At 44.1% G+C, this 21,251-nt stretch carries 20 protein-coding genes and 1 pseudogene; 3 read left to right on the plus strand and 18 right to left on the minus strand.

Going from position 1 to position 21,251, the window contains the following annotated elements; genetic code table 11:
• Nucleotides 1-45: 45 nt before the first annotated feature.
• From greA to FFM77_RS08025, 8 genes are all read right to left on the minus strand, one after another.
• Nucleotides 46-528, minus strand: coding sequence for a transcription elongation factor GreA (gene greA, locus FFM77_RS07990; RefSeq protein WP_137635245.1), 483 nt, complete (start codon nt 526-528; stop codon nt 46-48).
• 108 nt (nt 529-636) lie between these two features.
• Nucleotides 637-1,266, minus strand: a complete 630-nt coding sequence (udk, locus tag FFM77_RS07995) for a uridine kinase (RefSeq protein ID WP_137635246.1) — start codon at nt 1,264-1,266, stop codon at nt 637-639.
• 20 nt (nt 1,267-1,286) lie between these two features.
• Nucleotides 1,287-2,483 (minus strand): endolytic transglycosylase MltG, encoded by a 1,197-nt coding sequence (gene mltG, locus FFM77_RS08000; RefSeq protein ID WP_137635247.1) that lies wholly within the window; start codon nt 2,481-2,483, stop codon nt 1,287-1,289.
• A gap of 342 nt (nt 2,484-2,825) precedes the next feature.
• Nucleotides 2,826-5,243 carry a phenylalanine--tRNA ligase subunit beta gene (gene pheT, locus FFM77_RS08005; protein ID WP_137635248.1) on the minus strand — a complete coding sequence of 806 codons (2,418 nt, stop codon included), beginning with the start codon at nt 5,241-5,243 and terminating at the stop codon, nt 2,826-2,828.
• A 9-nt stretch (nt 5,244-5,252) separates the two neighbouring features.
• Nucleotides 5,253-6,299, minus strand: a complete 1,047-nt coding sequence (locus FFM77_RS08010; RefSeq protein ID WP_137635249.1) for a phenylalanine--tRNA ligase subunit alpha — start codon at nt 6,297-6,299, stop codon at nt 5,253-5,255.
• A gap of 331 nt (nt 6,300-6,630) precedes the next feature.
• The gene (locus tag FFM77_RS08015; protein ID WP_137635250.1) at nt 6,631-6,996 is read right to left on the minus strand and encodes a winged helix-turn-helix transcriptional regulator; all 366 of its coding nucleotides are present in this window, start codon (nt 6,994-6,996) and stop codon (nt 6,631-6,633) included.
• A gap of 33 nt (nt 6,997-7,029) precedes the next feature.
• Nucleotides 7,030-7,536 carry an HD domain-containing protein gene (locus FFM77_RS08020; protein WP_137635251.1) on the minus strand — a complete coding sequence of 169 codons (507 nt, stop codon included), beginning with the start codon at nt 7,534-7,536 and terminating at the stop codon, nt 7,030-7,032.
• A 313-nt stretch (nt 7,537-7,849) separates the two neighbouring features.
• The gene (locus FFM77_RS08025; protein WP_137635252.1) at nt 7,850-8,620 is read right to left on the minus strand and encodes a TrmH family RNA methyltransferase; all 771 of its coding nucleotides are present in this window, start codon (nt 8,618-8,620) and stop codon (nt 7,850-7,852) included.
• Between the two features lie 149 nt (nt 8,621-8,769).
• On the opposite strand from FFM77_RS08025, the gene FFM77_RS08030 reads away from it, so the two are divergent.
• The gene (locus tag FFM77_RS08030) at nt 8,770-9,042 is read left to right on the plus strand and encodes an acylphosphatase (RefSeq protein ID WP_137635253.1); all 273 of its coding nucleotides are present in this window, start codon (nt 8,770-8,772) and stop codon (nt 9,040-9,042) included.
• 64 nt (nt 9,043-9,106) lie between these two features.
• Entirely contained in the window at nt 9,107-10,048 is a 942-nt protein-coding gene (gene yidC, locus FFM77_RS08035; protein ID WP_137635254.1) for a membrane protein insertase YidC, read from the plus strand.
• Nucleotides 10,049-10,110: 62 nt separating this feature from the next.
• On the opposite strand, the gene FFM77_RS08040 is transcribed toward yidC, so the two are convergent.
• The 5 genes and pseudogenes from FFM77_RS08040 to FFM77_RS14300 all read right to left on the minus strand — a co-directional run bounded on the left by FFM77_RS08040 (nt 10,111) and on the right by FFM77_RS14300 (nt 16,418).
• Nucleotides 10,111-11,049 (minus strand): 1,4-dihydroxy-2-naphthoate polyprenyltransferase, encoded by a 939-nt coding sequence (locus FFM77_RS08040; protein ID WP_137635270.1) that lies wholly within the window; start codon nt 11,047-11,049, stop codon nt 10,111-10,113.
• Between the two features lie 106 nt (nt 11,050-11,155).
• Complete coding sequence (locus FFM77_RS08045) at nt 11,156-12,127, minus strand: UbiA family prenyltransferase (RefSeq protein WP_223876809.1); 972 nt, start codon at nt 12,125-12,127, stop codon at nt 11,156-11,158.
• Between the two features lie 448 nt (nt 12,128-12,575).
• Nucleotides 12,576-14,228, minus strand: a complete 1,653-nt coding sequence (locus tag FFM77_RS08050) for a HAMP domain-containing sensor histidine kinase (protein WP_137635256.1) — start codon at nt 14,226-14,228, stop codon at nt 12,576-12,578.
• A complete protein-coding gene (locus FFM77_RS08055) occupies nt 14,228-14,914 on the minus strand; it encodes a response regulator transcription factor (RefSeq protein ID WP_137607436.1) in 687 nt (228 codons plus the stop codon). The genes FFM77_RS08050 and FFM77_RS08055 overlap by 1 nt, the downstream gene beginning before the upstream one ends.
• 186 nt (nt 14,915-15,100) lie before the next feature.
• A pseudogene (locus FFM77_RS14300) lies at nt 15,101-16,418 on the minus strand (replication-associated recombination protein A).
• A 151-nt stretch (nt 16,419-16,569) separates the two neighbouring features.
• Here FFM77_RS14300 and FFM77_RS08065 point away from each other — a divergent pair.
• The gene (locus FFM77_RS08065) at nt 16,570-16,872 is read left to right on the plus strand and encodes a bacteriocin immunity protein (RefSeq protein WP_137635257.1); all 303 of its coding nucleotides are present in this window, start codon (nt 16,570-16,572) and stop codon (nt 16,870-16,872) included.
• Between the two features lie 82 nt (nt 16,873-16,954).
• Here the strand turns inward: FFM77_RS08065 and gndA are convergent, their stop codons facing one another.
• The 5 genes from gndA to FFM77_RS08090 form a co-directional block, all read right to left on the minus strand.
• The gene (gene gndA / locus FFM77_RS08070) at nt 16,955-18,391 is read right to left on the minus strand and encodes an NADP-dependent phosphogluconate dehydrogenase (RefSeq protein WP_137635258.1); all 1,437 of its coding nucleotides are present in this window, start codon (nt 18,389-18,391) and stop codon (nt 16,955-16,957) included.
• 196 nt (nt 18,392-18,587) lie between these two features.
• Nucleotides 18,588-19,265, minus strand: coding sequence for a hypothetical protein (locus tag FFM77_RS08075; RefSeq protein ID WP_137635259.1), 678 nt, complete (start codon nt 19,263-19,265; stop codon nt 18,588-18,590).
• Between the two features lie 50 nt (nt 19,266-19,315).
• Complete coding sequence (locus FFM77_RS08080) at nt 19,316-19,912, minus strand: hypothetical protein (RefSeq protein ID WP_137635260.1); 597 nt, start codon at nt 19,910-19,912, stop codon at nt 19,316-19,318.
• 523 nt (nt 19,913-20,435) lie between these two features.
• The gene (gene rpmF, locus FFM77_RS08085) at nt 20,436-20,615 is read right to left on the minus strand and encodes a 50S ribosomal protein L32 (RefSeq protein WP_137607429.1); all 180 of its coding nucleotides are present in this window, start codon (nt 20,613-20,615) and stop codon (nt 20,436-20,438) included.
• Nucleotides 20,616-20,679: 64 nt separating this feature from the next.
• Complete coding sequence (locus tag FFM77_RS08090) at nt 20,680-21,231, minus strand: YceD family protein (protein WP_137635261.1); 552 nt, start codon at nt 21,229-21,231, stop codon at nt 20,680-20,682.
• Nucleotides 21,232-21,251: the final 20 nt, after the last annotated feature.

Raw genomic sequence — 21,251 nt, forward strand, 5'->3', positions numbered from 1 at the left:
AAGCTAATTGAGTAACGCTTTTAACATTCAAGTTGTCAGCTAAACTTAAGCATTTTCAACTTTTAAGATTTTAACCTTCATTGAACCAGCTGGAATACTAATATCAACTTCTTCATCAATATGATGGCCAATTAAGCCCTTAGCGATTGGTGAATCGTTGGAGATTTTACCTTCCATCGGATCAGCTTCGGCCGCACCAACAATGGTGTAGCTTTCAGGTTCTTCGTCTGGTAATTCTTTAAACGTGACAACTTTACCAACTGAGACTTCAGTAGCATCGATCTGATCACTATCAATGATTTCAGCATATTGTAACATGTGCTCAACCGTCTTAATCCGATTTTCAAGCAAACTTTGTTCATTCTTTGCTGATTCATATTCTGAGTTTTCGGATAAGTCACCGTAACTCCGCGCAATTTTAATGCGGTTAATAATTTCTGGACGTTGGTTAATCTTTAAATCTTCAAGTTCATGTTCAAGCTTGACTTGCCCTTCTTCGGTCATTGGGTATGTTTTATCTTCAGCCACTTATTTCCACTCCTCTATTTCTTTAAGTCGTTAACATTGACCAGCCTACCATGCCGGATTTTAATTGTAAACTCTAAAAGCGAAAATTCGGCTAACGGTTCACTTTCTTTATAGAATTGAACGCACTTTGGTGGTCAGTAAATCAATCGCCACTTCGTTTTCGCCGCCTTCGGGCACAATAATGTCAGCGTAACGTTTCGTTGGTTCAACGAACTGGTGATACATCGGTTTAACGGTCGCTAAATATTGTTCAATCACCCAATCCAGCGTCCGCCCACGTTCCTTGATATCCCGCTGAATCCGGCGAATAATCCGAATATCATCATCGGTATCGACGAAAACTTTAATGTCCATTAAATCACGCAACCGTTGATCATCTAAGATCAAGACCCCTTCGACAATGATGACATCACGTGGTTCTTGATGAATGGTTTCACTGCTACGAGTAGATTGTTCGTAATCGTAGACTGGCTTTTCAATTGGTTCATAGCGTAATAGCGCCTTGATTTGTTTAATCATCAAGTCAGTGTCAAATGCCAACGGATGATCATAGTTAACCGCCCGGCGTTCAGCCATCGTCATGTCACTTTGATCATTGTAGTATGAATCTTGTTGCAAAATCAGTAACGACTGACCTGATAACTGGTTATAGATGGCCTTGCTGACAGTTGTTTTCCCACTACCAGAGCCCCCGGTCACACCAATAACGATGGGCCGGCGATGTTTAGTTTCACTCATTTGATTAATTAGCCTCGATTTTAATTACTAGATTCATTGTGCTTGGCAACTTTTTGAATATTCGCTGCATGTCCCGCTGCATCCTTGGCGTAGTAAACTTTACCCGTCTTCAAGTCAGCCACAAAGTACATGTAATCCTTACTGCGTTTAGCTGGATCTAAAACAGCTTTAATGGAAACTAAGCTAGGACTATTGAAAGGTCCGGGTCCATAACCCAAGTGTAAACGGAGATTGTAAGGCGATGTTGATTGGAGATCTTTATTCGTCAACGTTGACTTTGTTGAGTTAATCGCATAGAACACTGAAATATCAGAATCTAGTCGCCACTTTGCATCTAGCCGGTTCAAGAAGACTCCCGCGATAATCTGACGATCCTTCGTCGTGCTACCTTCACGTTCAACCAATGAAGCTAACGTCATGATCTCTTGAACGGACATCTTCGACTTCTTGATCTGCTTGTAATATGGTTCCAGTTCCGCATCGGTTTTGCCAACCATTTGCGTCACCAGTTGCTTTAACGTCGTCTTCTTATCAGCACGATACGTTGCTGGGAATAAGTAACCTTCCAAGCGATATCGAACATTTTTGGCTTGCATCGCAGAACCTAACAACTTCGGATATTTCTGCGCCAAAGACTTGATGAAGGCCTGATCCTTCATCAACGCCAAAAACTCTTTCGACGTAAAGTCGGTCTGCTTTTGAACGGTTGTCGCAATCGTCTTAATCTGACTACCTTCAACGATTAACACCCGCCCCGTTGAACTCTGAATTGGTTCGGATGACCCGCCTTTATTCAAGGCTTTCGCCACTTGAGCCAATGACATTGACGGCTTTAATTGGTAATAGCCGGCATGGAAATTCGACAAGTTATGGGCTTTCGTCCAATAATCAAAAACAAAGCCACTCTTGATAATCTTCTTGGATTGCAAAATTTCTGCAATCTTTTTGCTGTTAGCCCCAAAAGGAATATCAACTTGAACCACTTGATTATCATTTTGATTATACGGCTGGGTCGCATTATCAAAGTATCGGTAACCTAAGAAGCCGACAATGATTAATAAAATCACTAAAATTCCAATAACGCCACCAATGACATGCTTGGAAAATGATTTACGTTGTTTCTGGACCACCCGTTTGGCCTGTTCGGTCGTGCCGTGGTCTTGCGGATCAGATTGATCCGGTTTGTTCTGGTCGTTATTCAAGTTTCGCCCCTCCATCTAATTATTCATCTTTTCAATTATACAAAAACGACCGGTGCATTGCACGAACTCTTCAAGACTTTTAGCTTTTTTTAGCACTATTGTAATCTAAGCAAACAGCCCGTAACCTCATCGTTACGAGCTGCTGCTTTAAAAACCTATTTTAAACTCATTTGAAACTAGGTGATTTCCACTTGGTCGCCAGAACATGGAGCTATCAACGCCATCGCTAAACAGTTTAAACATCAATCTCTCAGCTTAGTCAAAGCCCAGCTTATGAGACCGAACTTCGGCTCATAACCGTGACCACCACGTTCCAGCCAATTATGGCCCAACCAGAGTGGCAAAAATCAGCGCCTATTAACGAATTTCCGCGCCTAAGTCTTCCGTTAACGCACTCAAAACTTTGTCGAAGGCTTTAGTCACGTCTTCATCAACCAATGTGGCTTCTTGATCTTGATACGTCAAGGTATAAGCTAAGGACTTCTTACCATCTGGCACATGTTTCCCATTATATAAGTCAAACAAGTGGACATCTTGTAAATGGGCCCCGCCCTTGTCATTAATCAAGGCCACGATATCAGCATTAGTAACGGTATCGTCAATCAACATCGCCACGTCCCGAGTGATACTTGGGAACTTTGAGATTGGTTGATATTGTTGCCGTGCCTTTGGTAAAGCAATCAAGGCTGCCAAATCTAATTCGAAGGCATACGTTTCACGGATCTTGTAAGCTTTGGCCGTGGTTGGATGAATCTGACCCACGAAGCCAACCAATTGGTCACCGACATAAATATCAGCGGTCCGACCAGGGTGCATCTCAGCATGCGCCGTGGTAGCCACATAGCTAATCGGATCAACCAAGGCCAAGCTCTTCAGATAACCGGCCACAATGCCTTTGATTTGGTAAAAATCAACCGGTGTGGCTTCGGTATCCCAAGCCGTCTTGACCATCGAACCGGTAATCGCACCAGCTAAATGTTCAACTTCTTTAGGGCGAACTTGTTCTGGTTGGCTGAAGAAGACCCGTCCTTGTTCATACAAAGCCACATCTTGTTCTTTACGGGCATTGTTATAAGCTAAGTCATCCAACAATCCAGAAATCAAGCTTAAGCGTAACGTGGTCCGTTCAGAGCTCATTGGAAAGTCTAAGGTCGTCACGTCACTCGCATGTAAGGCAAAGGCCCGCGCTTTACTGTCAGTGGTCAATGAATAACTGATTGCTTGCGTTAAACCGGCACTTTCCATTAATTTCCGGGCATCGCGAATCGCTTGTTGGGTTTCATTCAACTTACCAATCGTTGGTTGCCCAGTTGGTAATGTCGATGGTAAGTTGTCATAACCATATAGCCGGGCGACTTCTTCAATCAAGTCGGCTGGAATATGAATATCCCACCGACGTGAAGGGACAGTCACATTGAAGGTATCGTCAGTGACGGTTGTTGGGAAGTCAAGCCGTTTGAAGAGATCACTAACTGTGTCTAATGATAAGTCAGTCCCTAAGACATGGTTGATCCGTGTTAACGTAATCGCCACTTCAACAGGTTGAACGTCTTCATCGCGACCCACTACAATCCCGCTAGTAACCGTCCCATCACCTAACTTGGCAATCATGGCTGCGGCGGCATCTAACGCCTTTTCAGTTGCACCGTGATCAATGCCCCGTTCGTAACGCATCGATGCTTCACTATGCAAGTTATGGTTGTGCGCCGTCTTACGAATCTTAACGGCATCAAAGATGGCACTTTCTAAGGCGATGCTCGTCGTTTGATCAGTGACTTCGGTCGCTAAACCACCCATCGTCCCAGCTAAACAAATTGGCTTATCATTGCTACAAATGACCAAATCAGTTGCTAATAAGTCGCGTTCTTCACCATCCAAAGTGGTCAATTGTTCGCCCGCCTTAGCGAAACGGACATTAACTTGACCGGCATCCAATTGATCAAAATCAAAGGCATGCAATGGCTGACCATATTGCATCAAGATGTAGTTAGTGGCATCGACCACGTTATTGATTGGCCGCATGCCAGCATTCCAAATGCGAATTTGAAGCCATAATGGACTTGGCTTGATCGTGACGTTCTTGATCAAACGCATCTTGTATTGTGGCACGGCTTGTTCATCAGCTTGAACGGTGATGTTCAAGTCATCATCAGCTAAATCAGCTGCATCTTCGGTTAAGTCAACTTTAGGCATCGTTGGGGTTTGATCATAGATGGCAGCCAATTCATGCGCGGTACCGTTCATGCTCAACATGTCGCCACGATTAGGTGTAACCGACATATCGATGATTTCATCGTCCATCCCTAAGTAAGAGAAGACCGGTTCGCCAGGAGTGGCATCGGCTGGTAAGATAAAGATCCCATCTGCGACTTCTTTAGGCACTAACTTTTCATCAAAGCCCAGTTCATCTAAGGCACATAACATCCCGTTAGAGACTTCGCCACGCATCTTACTGCGCTTAATCTTCGTGTGACCGCCAATCCAAGAGTTTGGCAAGGCCACAATCACCATTTGTCCAGCTGCCACATTAGGCGCCCCACAAACAATTTGAATCGGGTCAGCTTCACCAACATCGACTTGGCAAATGTGTAAATGGTCTGAATTAGGATGTGGCACACATTCTAAGACATGCCCAACAACCACTTTTTTCAAACCAGCGCTTGGCCGGATAACGCCGTCAACTTCAACTGCGGTCCGTTCAATCTTTTCTGCTAATTCATCGGCTGGCAAATCCAGCTTTAAATAATCTCGTAACCATGCATAAGAAATTCTCATATTGGACGTCTAACCTTTCTTATAGAACTGTGACAAGAACCGGACATCGTTTAAGTAGAAGTTCCGGATATCATCAACGCCATACTTCAACATTGCAAATCGATCTGGGCCTAAGCCAAAGGCAAACCCACCGTAGACTTCCGGATCAATCCCGGACATTTCTAAGACGTGGGGATGCACCATACCGGCACCTAAGACTTCGATCCAGCCCGTTTGCTTACAGATGGCACAGCCTTTCCCATTACAGTTAAAGCAAGTAACATCGGCCTCAACGGAAGGTTCCGTAAATGGGAAGTAGCTTGGCCGTAAGCGAACTTCAAATTGATCGCCGAAAAGTTCGTTAGCGACTAACGTCAACGTCCCTTTTAAATCAGCCATGGTAATATGCTTATCAACAACTAACCCTTCGATTTGATGGAATTGATGTGAGTGCGTTGCATCATCAGTATCGCGTCGATAAACTCGCCCTGGTGATAAGACTTTTAATGGGCCTTTTGAAAAATCATGACTTTCCAAGGACCGCGGTTGATCCGCTGATGTTTGGGTCCGGAGTAAGACATCCTTCGTGATATAGAACGTATCTTGCATATCCCGAGCTGGATGGTCTTTTGGTAAGTTCAAACGTTCGAAGTTGTAGTAATCTTCTTCAACCTCATCACCATCCACAATCTGATAGCCCATCCCGATGAATAAATCTTCGAGTTCAGTAATAATCTGGGTAATCACATGTGGTTGGCCTTGGGGCACTTGACGACCAGGCAAGGTGACATCTAAAGTTTCCGCAGCCAATTGTTTGTTAATGGCGGCTTGTTCCAATTCATCACGGCGATGATCAATTGCGGCTTGTAACTTATCACGAACCTCATTCGCGTAAGCCCCAACTTTAGGGCGTTCTTCTGGTGTTAAATCCCGCATGCCACGTAAAACTTCGGTAATGGGACCTTTTTTACCAAGTAACTCTACTTTGACTTGGTTGACTTTTTTCAAGACGTCCGCAGACTTAATATCTGCCAAGCCTTGGTCACGTAGTTCGGTTAACCGATCTTGTAAGCTCATACTGTTCCTCCAAATTTTATAATCGCGTTTAGACACAAAAAAGACCTCATCCTAAAAGGGACGAGGTCATCGCGGTACCACCCTTGTTCGTCGGCCTAGTTCACCTAGACAAACGCACTTTCACCGAATAACGACCGGGAGACCGGAAAATTATTTGTTTTAAACGCCCAATTTCAGCTCGGAGAGTGAATTCACTAATCTTGGTCGCCGGAGTGCTTACAATCGATGACACTCGTCCCTATGACGCCGCTAACTAGTTACTAGTTCTCGTCAATGCTTTTCTGTTTACATATGCCAGTTTATGGCAAACCAACGCCAGCGTCAAGTGTAATTAACATTGTGCTGGACTAAACCATTTATCAGACCAATTGTGCACGGTATTCATAACCTGCCGTAAATCTGCGCCTTTAGCGGTCAACCGGTATTCGATCAACGCCGAATCGGCATGGGTCACACGGCTAACGATGCCATTTTCTTCCAATTCTTTTAAGCGCACGACTAATACCCGGTCACTGCACTTCGGCACCCGGCGCGCTAAATTCTTAAACCGCTGCGGTCCGTCTTCGAGCAAGACATCGATAATTAAACCGTTCCATTTCTTACCTAAGATGGAAAACGTCTTTTCAAATTTCGGACACAGTTCAAATTGGGATTCTGCGGTCGTGTCTGCAACCGTATCTAGCATCATTTCTGACATTCTCATGACCTCCAAAAACGTCTTGCTGACCGGCTATTCAGCGGAGGCATTCCCCCGGAACCGGTCTAACTGTTTGGCCACCTTCGTACGTAATGGTCCAAAAAATTCATGTTCTGCTTCATAATCATCGACTAAAGAGACTAACAAACTTTCACGATACTTTGGCAAGGCCAAGGTCGCCCCAAACATATGCTTTAAAATGATATCTTTTTCCATTGGTGTTAGTTTGGTTAACTTTTCAGCATTCCGCAAAGCGACCCGTGGATGGATAAAGGCATGCGACCCCAGATCAAACTTGGTTTCGCGCCAGTCATAATAAAACAAATCATGTAATAACCCGCCGCGAGCAACCGCGGTCGTGTTGAGGTGCCATTTCTTTGCCAATAAGTAACTATCGTATGAAACTGCAATTGAATGATCTAAACGATTCGAATGGTGGTGTTGTGTGAAATCAGCCAAGTGCTGTACAGCTGGTTGTGCTAATAAATCAGCCACGATTGCCACGTATTCGGAATCTTGTTGCCATACCTTGTTTTTCATTGAAAGCTCCCTTTACTAATAACTACCGCTATTCTACTAAAAAGTAAGTGGATTTGAAAGTATTTTGTTCACTTTCGATTGTAAATTAACTAACTTATGGTTAGCGACTCATTGCCACTCTGGTTGGGCCAGCATTGGCTGGAACGTGGTGGCCACGTTTTTGAGCCAAAGAACGGGCTCAAAAGCCGGGCTTTGACTAAGACTGGGGAAATTCACCCAATCTAGGTCAAACGACACCACTGAGCCAGGGCTGACCCGCCCGACGTTAATAAACCGACCAATCGTGGCCTAATTTCCATCCATTAATTTAAGGTTACCGATACAACCCAAACATTAAAATACCGGCCGCAATGGCGACATTTAAAGATTCAGCCCGGCCTTTAATTGGAATATACAAGTTTTTATCAGTCATTGCCAATAAGTCAGCGCTCATCCCGTTGCCTTCGTTACCCATCACTAAACCGAAACTAGCCGGTGCGTTGATATCTAAATATTGGGCTGCCTCTGGATTAAGTTCGGAGCCGTACACCGGCTTATCTTCAGCGTGAAAACGAGCCACCAAATCGGTTAGGTCCGTACTCAATAATTGCAAATGGAATTGACTGCCTTGCATCGCACGTTCAACTTTCGGCTGATGAACATCAACTGTCCCGGTCCCAAAAGCCACCCCTGCAAAGCCAGCAGCATCGGCCGTACGAACCATTGTCCCGATATTACCAGGATCTTGAACATTATCCAATAATAACCATGGCCGCGATAAATCCAAGTTAGCCAACGGGTCAGCGGCTGTTTTAGGTAAATTAACTAAGGCAAAGACCCCTTGTGGCGTAACCGTCGCACTAATGTGACTGGCAACTTCTTCCGAAATTTCAATCACAGCTGGGAACTTGGTTAAGTCGGGATCAGTGGCCAATTGCTTTTCAGTAATTAGTAACGTTTTAATCGAGACCTTGGCTTTAACTGCCTCGTTGACTAAGTGCCACCCATCTAATAAGTACAATGCTTGTTGCTTACGACCTTTTTTCGTCTGTAACTTCTTCCACATTTTAACGTGGGCATTTTGTAATGAATTAATTTTTTCCATGTTTAGTTTAGCTCCAATTCTTTCCGAATCTCATTAACGTTAAGTATAGCATATCGCCTGCCACTAGATTCCCCTACTTCTAACCATCACAACCGCCCATTTCCATGCTATTATATAATGTAGACATTTGATAGATAGGAAGTGACAGTATGCGAGCAGTAACACTGCAAGCCAGTGGCCGCGTTCAAGGCGTTGGCTTTCGCTGGGCAACTAAGGCCGCCGCTGATAAGTGCGGCGTCAACGGTATCGTACGGAATTTAATGGACGGCTCCGTGTTCATTGAAGCAGAAGGTGAAGATCAGCGTGTCCAAGTCTTTATCGACGTCATTCGCCAATCACCAACTGACTTCGGTCGGGTGACCCAATTAATCGTGCACGAAGCGGAACCCCAAAACTACCATAATTTTCGGATAACTAATTGAAATCCCGGGTGGTCTCTAGTATCATCTAGTTTATATGATTAAAAATAAAGGGGATTATGAGCAATTGAAAAATAAAAAAGGCCTCACCGTTACCCTGGCGCTGTCCAGTTTGGCGCTGTTCTTAAGCGGCTGTGTGCAAACTACGAAGACCGGTAAACCTTATGGCTTTATCTACGACTACCTCGCCCGGCCTGGTCAAGCGGTCATGCAATGGATGGCACACCTCTTTGGCAACAACTACGGTTGGGCCATTATCGGGTTAACGGTATTGGTACGACTGGTCTTATTACCAATGATGGTCAATCAACAACGCAAATCGACGTATCAACAAGAAAAGATGTCTGCGGTTCAACCCGAATTAAAGAAAATTCAAGCCGCACAGAAGGCTGCTAAGACCCCCGAAGAAAAAACGGCTGTCAGCAACCAAATGATGCAACTTTACCGGGATAACGGCATTAGTATGACTGGTGGGATTGGTTGCTTACCATTACTAATCCAATTTCCAATCTTCTCCGCCTTGTATTACGCGATTCGGTTCTCACCTGAACTTTCCAGTGCCACTTTTGTCGGCATTCCATTAGGGAAGTCAAGTTTCTTGTTAGCTGTCTTAGCGTTCTTGTCCTACTTGGCACAAGGTTACCTGTCAATGATCGGGTTACCACCAGAACAAAAGAAGACGATGCGGACAATGTTAGTCTTGAGTCCAGTCATGATCTTGTTCGTCACGATGTCTGCGCCAGCTGGTTTAGGATTGTACTTCTTCGTTGGTGGGTTGTTCGCCTGCTTGCAAACGTTGATCATCAACTTCTTCCGGCCTCGGATTCGTCGCGAAGTTGAGGCTGAATTAAAGAAACATCCGATCAAGACGCCAACGCCAGCTGCTTCAACGACTGCTAAACCAGTCCAAGCAACGGAACAAACCGTCGATGATCAATCATCAAATCGCAATGCCCATCCAAGTGAAGGCCGTAATGCTGGTAAACAGCAACGTCATCACCACGATTAATACTTGCACGACTAAAAAAGACAACTGCCAATGACGGTAGTTGTCTTTTTTGATGGCCAATTTTAAAAGATAATCCCAATAATTAATCCAATTATTTGCATCCCTTGAAACATCATCAAGTTTTGTGGCGCAGTATTAAAGGTCGTTTCTTTAATCTGAACCGCATTGAACGCTTTAATGTTTTTCAACATTTTCGGCAAGACCAGTAGCACTAATAATTGATAAAGTGGCAATAATTGTAATGCGACACTGATCAAGACTGGCACATAAGCTAACAAGGCCAACGTATCATAAGTCCGCAACGCTTTAGGTTTACCGATATAATATGGCATCGTATAACGTTTGTTACGCACATCTTGATCCACATCACAGATGTTATCAGCTAACATGATGTTAGAAACTAGAAAGATGTTGGGCAACCCGACTAAGAACATGACTAAAATATTCTGCAAGTTCCCGACAACGGCGAAGTGTGGCCAACTGAACGTAAAGCCCATCAAAACTGGGGTTGCTACGTTCATATAGACCGCTAAGAAGAACACCCCAAAACCTTCAACGGTCCCAGACAAAAGCTCCCCTAATGGAAAACGGGAAAATGGGACGGGTCCGTAAGTATAGAAGACCGCCACCCCAATGGCAACCGCACCCATGAATAATAATAGCAAATTCGTTTTGAAAACGAGCACAATGCCGAGCACAATGGCAGTCGCTAACATCCATAGTACGAGATGCAAGGACCGTTTGGGTGATAAATGTTCGCGACCAATAATGTTATACGTATCGCGGTAATGCAGATCGACCGCTAAAAAGTAATCTTGGACGTTGTTAAAGCCCGTCACAAATAAAGCGATTGACACTTGGGCAATTAAATAAATTAACGAATTAACCCAATTAAATGCGTGAAAATAATAAATAGAAAATAAAACACCAATAAAATACGGCACAACACTCGCCGCTTTGGCATTCAGCCGAATGAACTGCAAGAAGATCTTGCCGGTCATTGGCCGATACGTGGTTTCATTTGACAACCGGTCCGCCCCCTGAATAAATTTACTGCTATTCCACTATAACAGTCTTTCGCTAGTGTGAAAACCTTATCATGTGGATTTAACCACCAAAGACTAAGCCTAAAATCAGGCCTAACATTTGTAGGCCTTGAAACAACATTAGGTTTTGTGGCGCCGTATAAAACGTTTCCTCACGAACTTGGGTCTGGTTGAATAGCCGGACATTTTTAATTAATTTCGGAATCGCAACTAGTGTAACCAGTTGATAGATTGGTAATAAATGCAGCCCCACGCTGATCACCACCGGCACATAACTAACAAAGACTAAGCTCCGATATAGTTGCATCGCACGTGTATGCCCTAAATAATACGGCAAAGTGTAGCGATGGTTCTTAATGTCTTGTGGCACGTCACCGATATTATTCGCTAACATAATGTTGGCCACTAGAATCACGTTAGGCAGACCGACTAAGAGTAAGATCAATATATTCTTGAGATTGCCCACTACCGCAAAGGCTGGCCAACTAATCGTGATCCCCATCAAAGTCGCCGGCGTCACACTCATATAGATGGTGAGGAAAAAGACGCCAAAACCTTCCACCCAGCCAGATAAAAATTCGCCGACTGGAAACCGGGAGAATGGCACGGGACCGGCCGTATACAAAATACTAATAGCAATCGCAATGGCCCCCATGAAGAGTAGTAATAGATTCGTCCGTAGAACTAAAATCAATCCTAATCCACAAGCCAAGGCCAGCGTGCCCCACATTAACCGGTACGCATGTTGTGGCGATAAATGTTCGCGTCCAATAATATTGTACGTGTCACGATAATGGGTATCGACTGCGAGCCGATAGTCTTGAACATTATTGAAGCCCGTTACAAAAAATGCCACCGAAATTTGCGCCACTAAATAAATTACCGCACTCAGCCAATTAACGGTATGAAAATAATACCAGCTAAATAAGACTCCCATCACCCACGGCACCGCACTCGCCGATTTCGTTGGTAAGCGAATAAATTCTAAAAACAACTTCAGCGTCATCGGCTGATAAGTTGGTTGATCACTCAATTGAAACATCCCCCTCGAAGTCATTAACAACCCTTACACTTGCTGCTAGTTGGATTAAATTGCCACTCTGGTTGGTCCAGAATCGGCTGGAACGTGGTGGCCGCGTTTGGAAGCCGAAGAGCGGTCTTCCAAGCCGGGCTTTATCTAGGTCGGAAAATCACCGACCAAGATAAACGACACCACTGAGCCAATTCTGGCCCGCCCGACGTTAACTAACGGGATTGAAAAATTAATGGTTGATTATTTTCAGTGCAGTCATTTAGCCGAAAGGTTGGTTCCTAAAATGCTCAGCCATGTCATGGCGTTGCAGCATTTTAGGAACCAACCGGCAGGCGGCAATTTCAACTAGTACCAAACGTACCCCTTTAATATTAACAGAAGATAGCTCAACTGCCCAGAATGACCAAAAAAGCAGCCAGACAAACTGCCTGACTACTACTTTTAATCCTTATTTATCTGCATGTTCATGATCATCCAACGGTGGCTCATCAAGATCGCGACTTGCCGGTTTAATCCCCGCTGGTAACTCTGACTTAGCGATCTTTTCAACCGCATTCGTATCGGCTTCTGCCTTGGCTAACAATTTAGGATCTTTCAAGATTGGCAATTGGAACCGGAAGATTGAGCCTTGCCCAACTACTGATTCAACACTAATCTTGCCATGATAACCTTCAACTAACCGTTGAGCAATCGACAAGCCCAGCCCATTACCGCCTTTATCCCGACTCCGCGCTTTATCAACTCGATAGAAGCGATTAAAGACGCGATCCAAGTTATCTTTGGAAATCCCTTCACCAAAGTCTTGAACCGCCACTTCGACGTAGCGAATATCCGTCGACAATGACAGGTGAATCTCTTGGCGTTTCGTGGAATATTTAACGGCATTATCCAACAGAATAATCAAAATCTGTTCCAAATGATTCCGATAAATCTGCGCATAAACCGCCTGCTTCACATCATCATCAAACGTGAAAATGAAATCAGGATGAATCATTTTAAAATCATTGAACGCCTGAGTAACCAATTTTTGAACATCAGTCGTTTCATGGCTAAAGTTGATTTCCAACTGTTCAGCCCGCGAGAGATCCAACATTTCTTGAACCAGGCTTTGCATCCGTTTGGTTTCCGATAATGACGCTGTCAATGATTCCGCTAAGACTTGCGGATCATCCTTTCCCCAACGATTCAAGAGTTCCATATGACCTTGAATAATCGCAACTGGCGTCCGCAGTTCATGGGAGACGTCTTCCACGAATTGTTGCTGCTGAGTAATGTAGCGTTGCATCTGGTCCAACATATCATTGAAGAGTGTGCCTAAATCAGACAACTCATCGTTGCGATTAAGGGCTGGTACCCGTGAATCAGTCTGTGGATCGTCTTGGACCGCATTAATCGTCTGCGTAATTTTACGCATTGGACGCAATAAGAAAGCTGCCAAGAAGTAGCCTAACAATGTCGAGCCAAAGATGGCAATCAACGTCATCACGATAAAAATCCACATCAAATTATGCGTGGTATTATGATAATCCGCCAAGTTATCGGTAATCTGGACATACCCAATCAGCTTATGCTGACTGGCGGCATAGATAGGGGCCCGTCCAACGAGCTCGGAAGCACTCCCATGCCCAATCATCGACAACTGGCGCGAGGTACTCTGCTTAAATTCATGCGCATCTTGCCGTGAAATATACAGCGTCACGCCTTTCGGATCATAAACGGTCACGGCCAAATTGGTCCGCGACAACGCCGTTAATTCTGAGTCTGAAAAGATCTTCGTCTGTAAGGCACCATGCTTACGGGCTTCCATCCCAGAAGCAGGTTCAATATTTGCTTCTGGTTGTAGCTTAGCAGCGACTGACTTAATCGTTAAGCCTGTCGATTCAGTCCGTAATGATTGCTGGACCGTCGTTACGGCACTAACCACGTCACGTTGTTCTTGGCGCATTAAGAGGTTCGTGAAGCTCTTATACACTAAGATTGAAAAGCAAATAAAAAGGAGCGCGGTCCCAATTGCGGTCCCCAGCGCCCATTTCCACTTCAATGACCAACGCTTCTTTGGTCGCGGTGTCGTCACCGTTGTTGTTTCAGTTGGTTCAGACATTACGAGCGAATCACGTAACCTGTCCCACGAACGGTTTGGATATAGCTCTTTTCACCGGGACGATCAATCTTATTCCGTAAGTACCGGATATAGACATCGACCACGTTAGTTTCAACTTCGGATTCGTAACCCCAGACCTTGTTCAACAAGACATCTCGAGCCAACACGACATTGATATTTTCCATTAACGTCAATAAAAGTTCGTATTCACGCTTCGTTAAGTTGATGACTTCATCACCACGTTTAACGACCAAGTTTTCCTTTTCAATCGTTAAATCTTTATAAGTGACTGTCGTTTGCTTGGTGCTTTGTTGTTCGCTTTCCAAGTCAATGCGACGCAATAAGGCCCGGAGCCGTGCCAATAATTCTTCGATGGCGAATGGCTTAACGATATAGTCATCGGCCCCATGATCCAACCCAGAAACCCGGTCAATCACAGAATCACGGGCTGTCATCATAATAATTGGGGTGTTCTTAACTTCCCGCACCCGACGACAAACTTCTAGCCCATTTAATTCGGGCAACATTAGGTCTAACAGAATCGCGTCAAAGTCTTCACCTAAAGCCGCGTCCAATCCCTTACGACCATTATATTCAACTTGAATGTCGTAACCTTCATGCTTTAATTCCAGTTCGACAAAGCGGGCGAGATTTTTTTCGTCCTCAATAATTAATATTCGACTCATTTACTTTTAGTCACTCCTAATATTCAACTTATCTAACAAGCGTACTCACGGTGTTTAATGAGAGCGACGTCCCATCAACAGGTACAACATGTTATTTTAACATGAATACGCTAATTTTCCTACCACTGAAAGCTGTAGGAACCTTAATCTAAATCTCATTTTAACGGTTATTGACTAAAAAGCAATTTAATCGCTCGGGGCATCAGGATGTTGGGCATGCCAGGCTTTAATGGCCGACAGTCGTTGTCGCCAAGCTTTTTCTTGGCCTTGAGTGGTCGGTTCATAGTACGTTTGGCCAGCTAACTCCGGCGGCATCGTGGTCATGTTCGTTAATTTAGCCGCGGTATCATGTGCATATTGATAGTCATCGCCGTATCCTAAATCTTTCATTAATTTGGTTGGCGCATTGCGAATCTGTAAGGGTACCGGCAGATTACCCTTCGCGCGGACATCTGCTTGAGCGGCTACTTTCGCCATGTATAAGGCATTCGACTTCGGGGCTAACGCTAGATAGGTCACCGCCTCAGTCAGATTCACATCACATTCCGGCATGCCAATTAACTGACAAGCTTGATAAACCGCGACCGCTAACGGCAACGCCTGCCGATCCGCTAAGCCAATGTCTTCACTGGCAAAGCGAATCAGGCGCCGCGCGATATACAACGGGTCTTCTCCGCCTTTCAGCATCCGCATCAGCCAATAAATAGCGGCATCGACATCGCTATTGCGCATCGACTTATGAAGCGCTGAAATCAAATTATAATGCTCTTCACCATTCTTATCATAGCGTAATGACTTGGTGTTAATCAATTGATGCAAGCCCGCGGCCGTCACGTTCACCATTTAAGACCGCCATCTCTAGCGTATTCAGCGCCATCCGGGCATCACCATTGGCAAATTCTGCAATCAATTGCAGGGTATCAGGTTGTAAATGCACAGTTAACTTAGGAAACCCAGCTTCATTTTTAAGCGCACTCTGCAAAATTTCGACTAGCGCAACCGTGGTTAATTCCTTTAACACTAAGACCTTACAACGCGACAATAGTGCTGCATTAATCTCAAACGACGGATTTTCAGTTGTCGCCCCGATCAGGGTGATGCTGCCACGTTCAACGTACGGCAAAAAAGCATCTTGTTGCGCTTTATTGAACCGGTGAATTTCATCAATGAACACGATCGTGCGCTCACCAAAATCCCGATTAGCTTCTGCTTCATCCATAATCTGCCGAATCTCTTTGATGCCAGTGGTCACGGCACTAAACGTAATAAAGTGCGACTTGGTCTGTTGGGCAATGATTTCGGCCAATGTGGTCTTACCAACCCCCGGCGGTCCCCAAAAGATTAGCGACGGGATTTGGTCTTCGGCAATGAGTTGCCGCAATAGTTTACCCGGCCCGAGTAAATGGTCTTGACCTTTGAACCCATCTAAGGTCGTCGGTCGGACTCGATAAGCTAGCGGGCTACTCGTCCCCCGTTCTGGTTTGAATAATGATTCTTGGCGCACCGCCAACACCTCCGTTTAGCATGATAATCTAATTATATCGCAAACAGACGTTCGATACAAAAGTGACCACTTCAAGCTTGAATACTTGACCACCCAAGTACCTATTTGGGTATCATGGTGCTATACTCTGGTCAGACGGGGGATGATGACCATGTTAAAAGATCCAAAAGCTGAGCACCTATTGCAACAAATTAGCGTTGCCTATAATAATCCCGAGGTCGCTAAAGACACTGAATTAGCCGCCCATTTATTAAGGTGTGCGATGGAACTTGCTAAGTACGAAAATGTCCTATTAACCGCTTCACGGGTCAATGCCGTTGCCCTCAACGCCATGCGAGCCCACATGAATCACCCGATTCAAGCCGTAACAACGCTCTACAACCAAACAGCCCGAACCTCTGAATATTACTGGGGCGTGGCGGCGACAACCATTTTAAGTGGCCTATTCTGGTAATTTAACCCTAACGAAAAAACAAGCTTGAAGCGTGCCTAGTGATTAGGTGCGCTTCAAGCTTGTTTTCAATTAATCGTGATTTTTATTGTTCTTCATACCAAGTGTAATGGAACATGCCTTCACGGTCAGTCCGTTCGTAGGTATGGGCACCAAAGTAATCCCGTTGTGCTTGTAACAAGTTAGCAGGTAAGACTTCAGCCCGGAATGAGTCGTAGTATGACAAAGCGGCACTAAATGATGGTACGGGAACGCCAGCTTGGATGGCCAAGCTTAAGACGTCACGAGTTGATTGTTGATACTTAGCAGCGATATCAGCAAAGTAATCATCCATCAATAAGTTGTTTAAGTCAGGCTTCTTATCAAATGCAGTGGTAATGTTTTGTAAGAATTGGGCCCGGATAATGCAACCAGCGCGCCAGATCTGTGCCAATTCACCGAACTTCAAGTCCCAGCCGTAATGTTCAGCGGCGAAACGTAATTGTTCAAAGCCTTGAGCATAGCTCATGATCTTACTGAAGTATAGGGCTTGACGAATCTTTTCAACCAATTCTTCCTTGGCTGGTAATTTCACATCGTTCTTAGGACCAGCTAGCTTCTTAGAAGCCGCAACCCGTTCGTTCTTCATCATTGAGATGTAACGCGCATAAACGGCTTCCGTAATCACTGATTGTGGTACTTGGACGTTCAAGGCATCTTCGGAACTCCACTTACCAGTCCCTTTGTTGTTCCCACGGTCTAAGATCATGTCAACAATTGGCTTCGTCTTGTCGTCGCCTAAATCATCTTTACGTGACAAGATGTCAGCGGTGATTTCAACTAAGTAACTGCTGAGTTCACCCTTGTTCCAGTCAGTGAAGACGTCAGACATTTCATCAACGGATAAGCCAGCCACATTACGCATAATGTTGTAGCTTTCGTCGATTAATTCTTCATCACCGTATTCGATCCCGTTGTGGACCATCTTAACGTAATGACCGGCACCATTTTCACCAATATAAGTAACACATGGTTCGCCGTCTTGAGGCGCTTTAGCTGCAATCTTCTTCAAGATTGGTTCAACTAAATCATACGCTTCTTTTTGACCACCTGGCATCAATGAAGGTCCTTGTAAGGCCCCTAATTCACCACCAGAAACACCCATACCAATAAAGTTAATGCCAGACTTGTCTAAGCGGGCATTACGGGCCATCGTGTCGTTGAAGTTAGTGTTCCCACCATCAATCAAAACATCGCCCTTATCTAATAATGGTAATAATTCATCAATAACGGCGTCAGTTGGTTTCCCAGCTTTGACCATCATGATAATCCGACGTGGTGTTTCAAGGGATGCCACGAAGTCTTCAATCTTATAGCTTGGGACTAATTGCTTGTCCGCATGATCCTTAGCAACCTTTTCAGTCTTAGAACCGGTCCGGTTAAAGATCGCAACTTTGTAACCGCGGCTTTCAATGTTCAAAGCCAAGTTCTTACCCATGACCGCCATACCAATGACGCCAATTTGTGGTTTTTCATTACTCATAAGATGTTTTGCCTCCCAAATTTAACTACGTCATTATCGTACCAAAAAAAGAATGTTAATTAAAGAATATTGTCACGATTTATCAAAAAAGTTTCAAAAAATATCAAGTTTCAAGAAATTCTTTTTCATCAAGTGACTTATTCCGACTTTAAAATAAAAAAATCGAGGATCTTTAATCCCCGATTCCTTCATAGATTTAGTTGTTGACGACTCGTTCCCAAAAATAATAAGCCGAGTAGGAGTTGATATTAATCCCTTTAAACATACCAGTTTTGCCGCCACTGGCATGTTCTTTCACAACTGCTTTACCAAAATATTTCTTTACCTTTGGATTAATCTTGTTATAAAAGGTCCGATTTTCCTTGGCCGTCTTTCGACTAGTTACAGCCATGCCAAACGGGTTAGACCCCCCAATGTTTCGTTGTAAACTAGACTTTTTTGACTTGGTATAGATTGTAAAGCCAGTGCCGTGCTGTTGTTCATTATAGCTAATTAACACAGCTTTACCCTTAATCGTTGTCCGCCGAATCGTATTTATCCCCTCACCATTTAGCAGATAGATGGTATTCTTATGCGTACCAGCACCACTGACCTTATAGGGTGTAAAATACTGTTCACTAGTCGCTGACATGGAATTTTTATCCTTACTTTTGCGGTACTTAGACCTGCCAAACTTCTTGCCGCTTACTTTCTTGTTAAACATTTTGCCACCAGTCGTGTACCAATGACCTCGAAAAGTTTTGGGCAATGCCGTTATTTTGTGGGTCTTCACTGCCGCTTGGGCGGTTACCGGGGTGTTCATGCCAAGGCCCAATACCACGGCGCCACTCGCTATTGCAGTCGTGACGCCTAATAGACTAACTAACCGTTTCATTTAATTTGCTCTCCTCACTATTTGATTAAATTCTAGTGCTCATTAAATGACTATTTTTTAATATAAATTTGCTCACTCCACCCGGTAAAGCCTGTCTTTTTATCCACGATACCGACATAGATTTTCTTTTTTGCACTCTTATAACCAGCCACTTTAGGCGCTTTGATACTAACCCTAGTACCTACTAAGCCTTTAACTGTATATTTAACCTTCCGTTCTTTAGTAGACCCCTTAACAATATAGGGTAACTTGCCATGAATCGTTACAGCTTGCTTAGATTTAGCATTCATTTTCTGTTGCTTAGCAGAAAGCTTTTTCATAAAAACAAAGTGATTTGCACCCCAGCCAACTTTACCGTCTTTATAAACGCTAATTGCCGATATGGTGCCTTCATTCATATCAACATAGCCTTTATATTTCGGTTGTTTAACTGCCGTCGTCTTCCCATATGGTACCTTTGCAACAAACGCACGGGTCTTACCATCCTTATAAATAAGATTTGGAATTTTAACCGTCTTCATCTTAGTCTTCGCCTGCACCGCAACTGGCTGAGCAACCTGTGTTTGTACAAGCCCAACCGCCAATCCAGCACCCATTAAAGCGGTCCCAACAGCAAGACTAGTCAGCCATTTTTTCGATTTCAACATAATGATTAACTCCTTTTTTAGTTATATTTTTATGTCGAAGTCATCTTAGCATAACACCGCGACACCATATGTCATTTTGGCGACAAATGGAAAAATAATTTTATTTTTTTATAAATCGACCATTTTCTGGCTCGACTGAAACTTCTAAATTCAAATTAATATGTATTTAATCGTTCTCAAGTAGTAAACTTGCAACTCACATGTAAAACATCAGCCAACTCATATCACTACTAATTTAACGTAGGGTGGGCCGCGCGCATGCTCAGTGGTGTCGTTTGACTTAGTCTGGGTGATTTTTCCCAGGCTTAGTCAAAGCCCGGTTTATGAGACCGCTCTTCGGCTCATAAACGTGGCCACCACGTTCCAGCATGCGCGCGGCCCACCCGGAGTGGCAAGCTCATACTAATCACTTATCAAAAAAAGTGTACAAAAAAACTCGCCTAAGCGAGTTTTTAAAATCGTATTCAGATGAAAAGTCGCATGCGCCATGGCCGCACTGCGGCTGTTCAGCAACTAAATCAAATTAGTTGTTTACTTTAACGACTTCTTTACCGTTGTAATACCCACAACTTGGGCAAACACGATGTGATACACGTAATTCGCCACAATTTGGGCATGGTGCCAAATTTGGTGTAGCCAATTTAATATGACCACGACGGTTGCGCTTACGCATCTTTGATGTTCTTCTCTTTGGAACAGCCATCAACCTACACCTCCTTAAAAAAATAAGTTTTCACTTAATGTGAGTTTATGATAGGTCTAGCTAACTAATCCTTGGCTTCCTGATCAGGGAACAGGTTTTTTAATTTAGCTAAACGCGGATCAACAGTTTTATGTTCTTCAGCTTGCTTGGCTAAGTCATCTTCAGAGATAACTTCCCACCCTTTACCGGCAGGCATGGCTTCACCATTTTGCTCAGCTTCAGAAAGAATCTGCATGGGGATGTGAATTAAAATATTATCCTCCACAGCGACATCAAAATTCAAAATATCGTCCTCAGGCAACATGATCACCGTATCTTCTTTATCGAAGCGTTTCAGATCAGTCCCTTGCGGCACATAATATTCATCCATTTGAAAGACCAGTGGCACAACCACTGGCGTCAGCGAGCGGGTCGATGGCAACGTTAACGATGCTTTGACCTTCGCTGAGATTAGCACGTTACCCTGATCGTAGGACAAGATCCCCTTAACTTGGGTCGCTTGGACATCGATGATTTCTGGATAACGCGTCATCAGGGAGTGTTTTAAATCCAACGCTTCATCAAACTGAAGTGGTTCATCGCGATAGCTTTTGAGCTGACTTAACGACCATTTCATTTAAAAACCTCCTAATGCAA

This window comes from Lactiplantibacillus songbeiensis (assembly GCF_005405125.1).
Lineage (GTDB): Bacteria > Bacillota > Bacilli > Lactobacillales > Lactobacillaceae > Lactiplantibacillus > Lactiplantibacillus songbeiensis.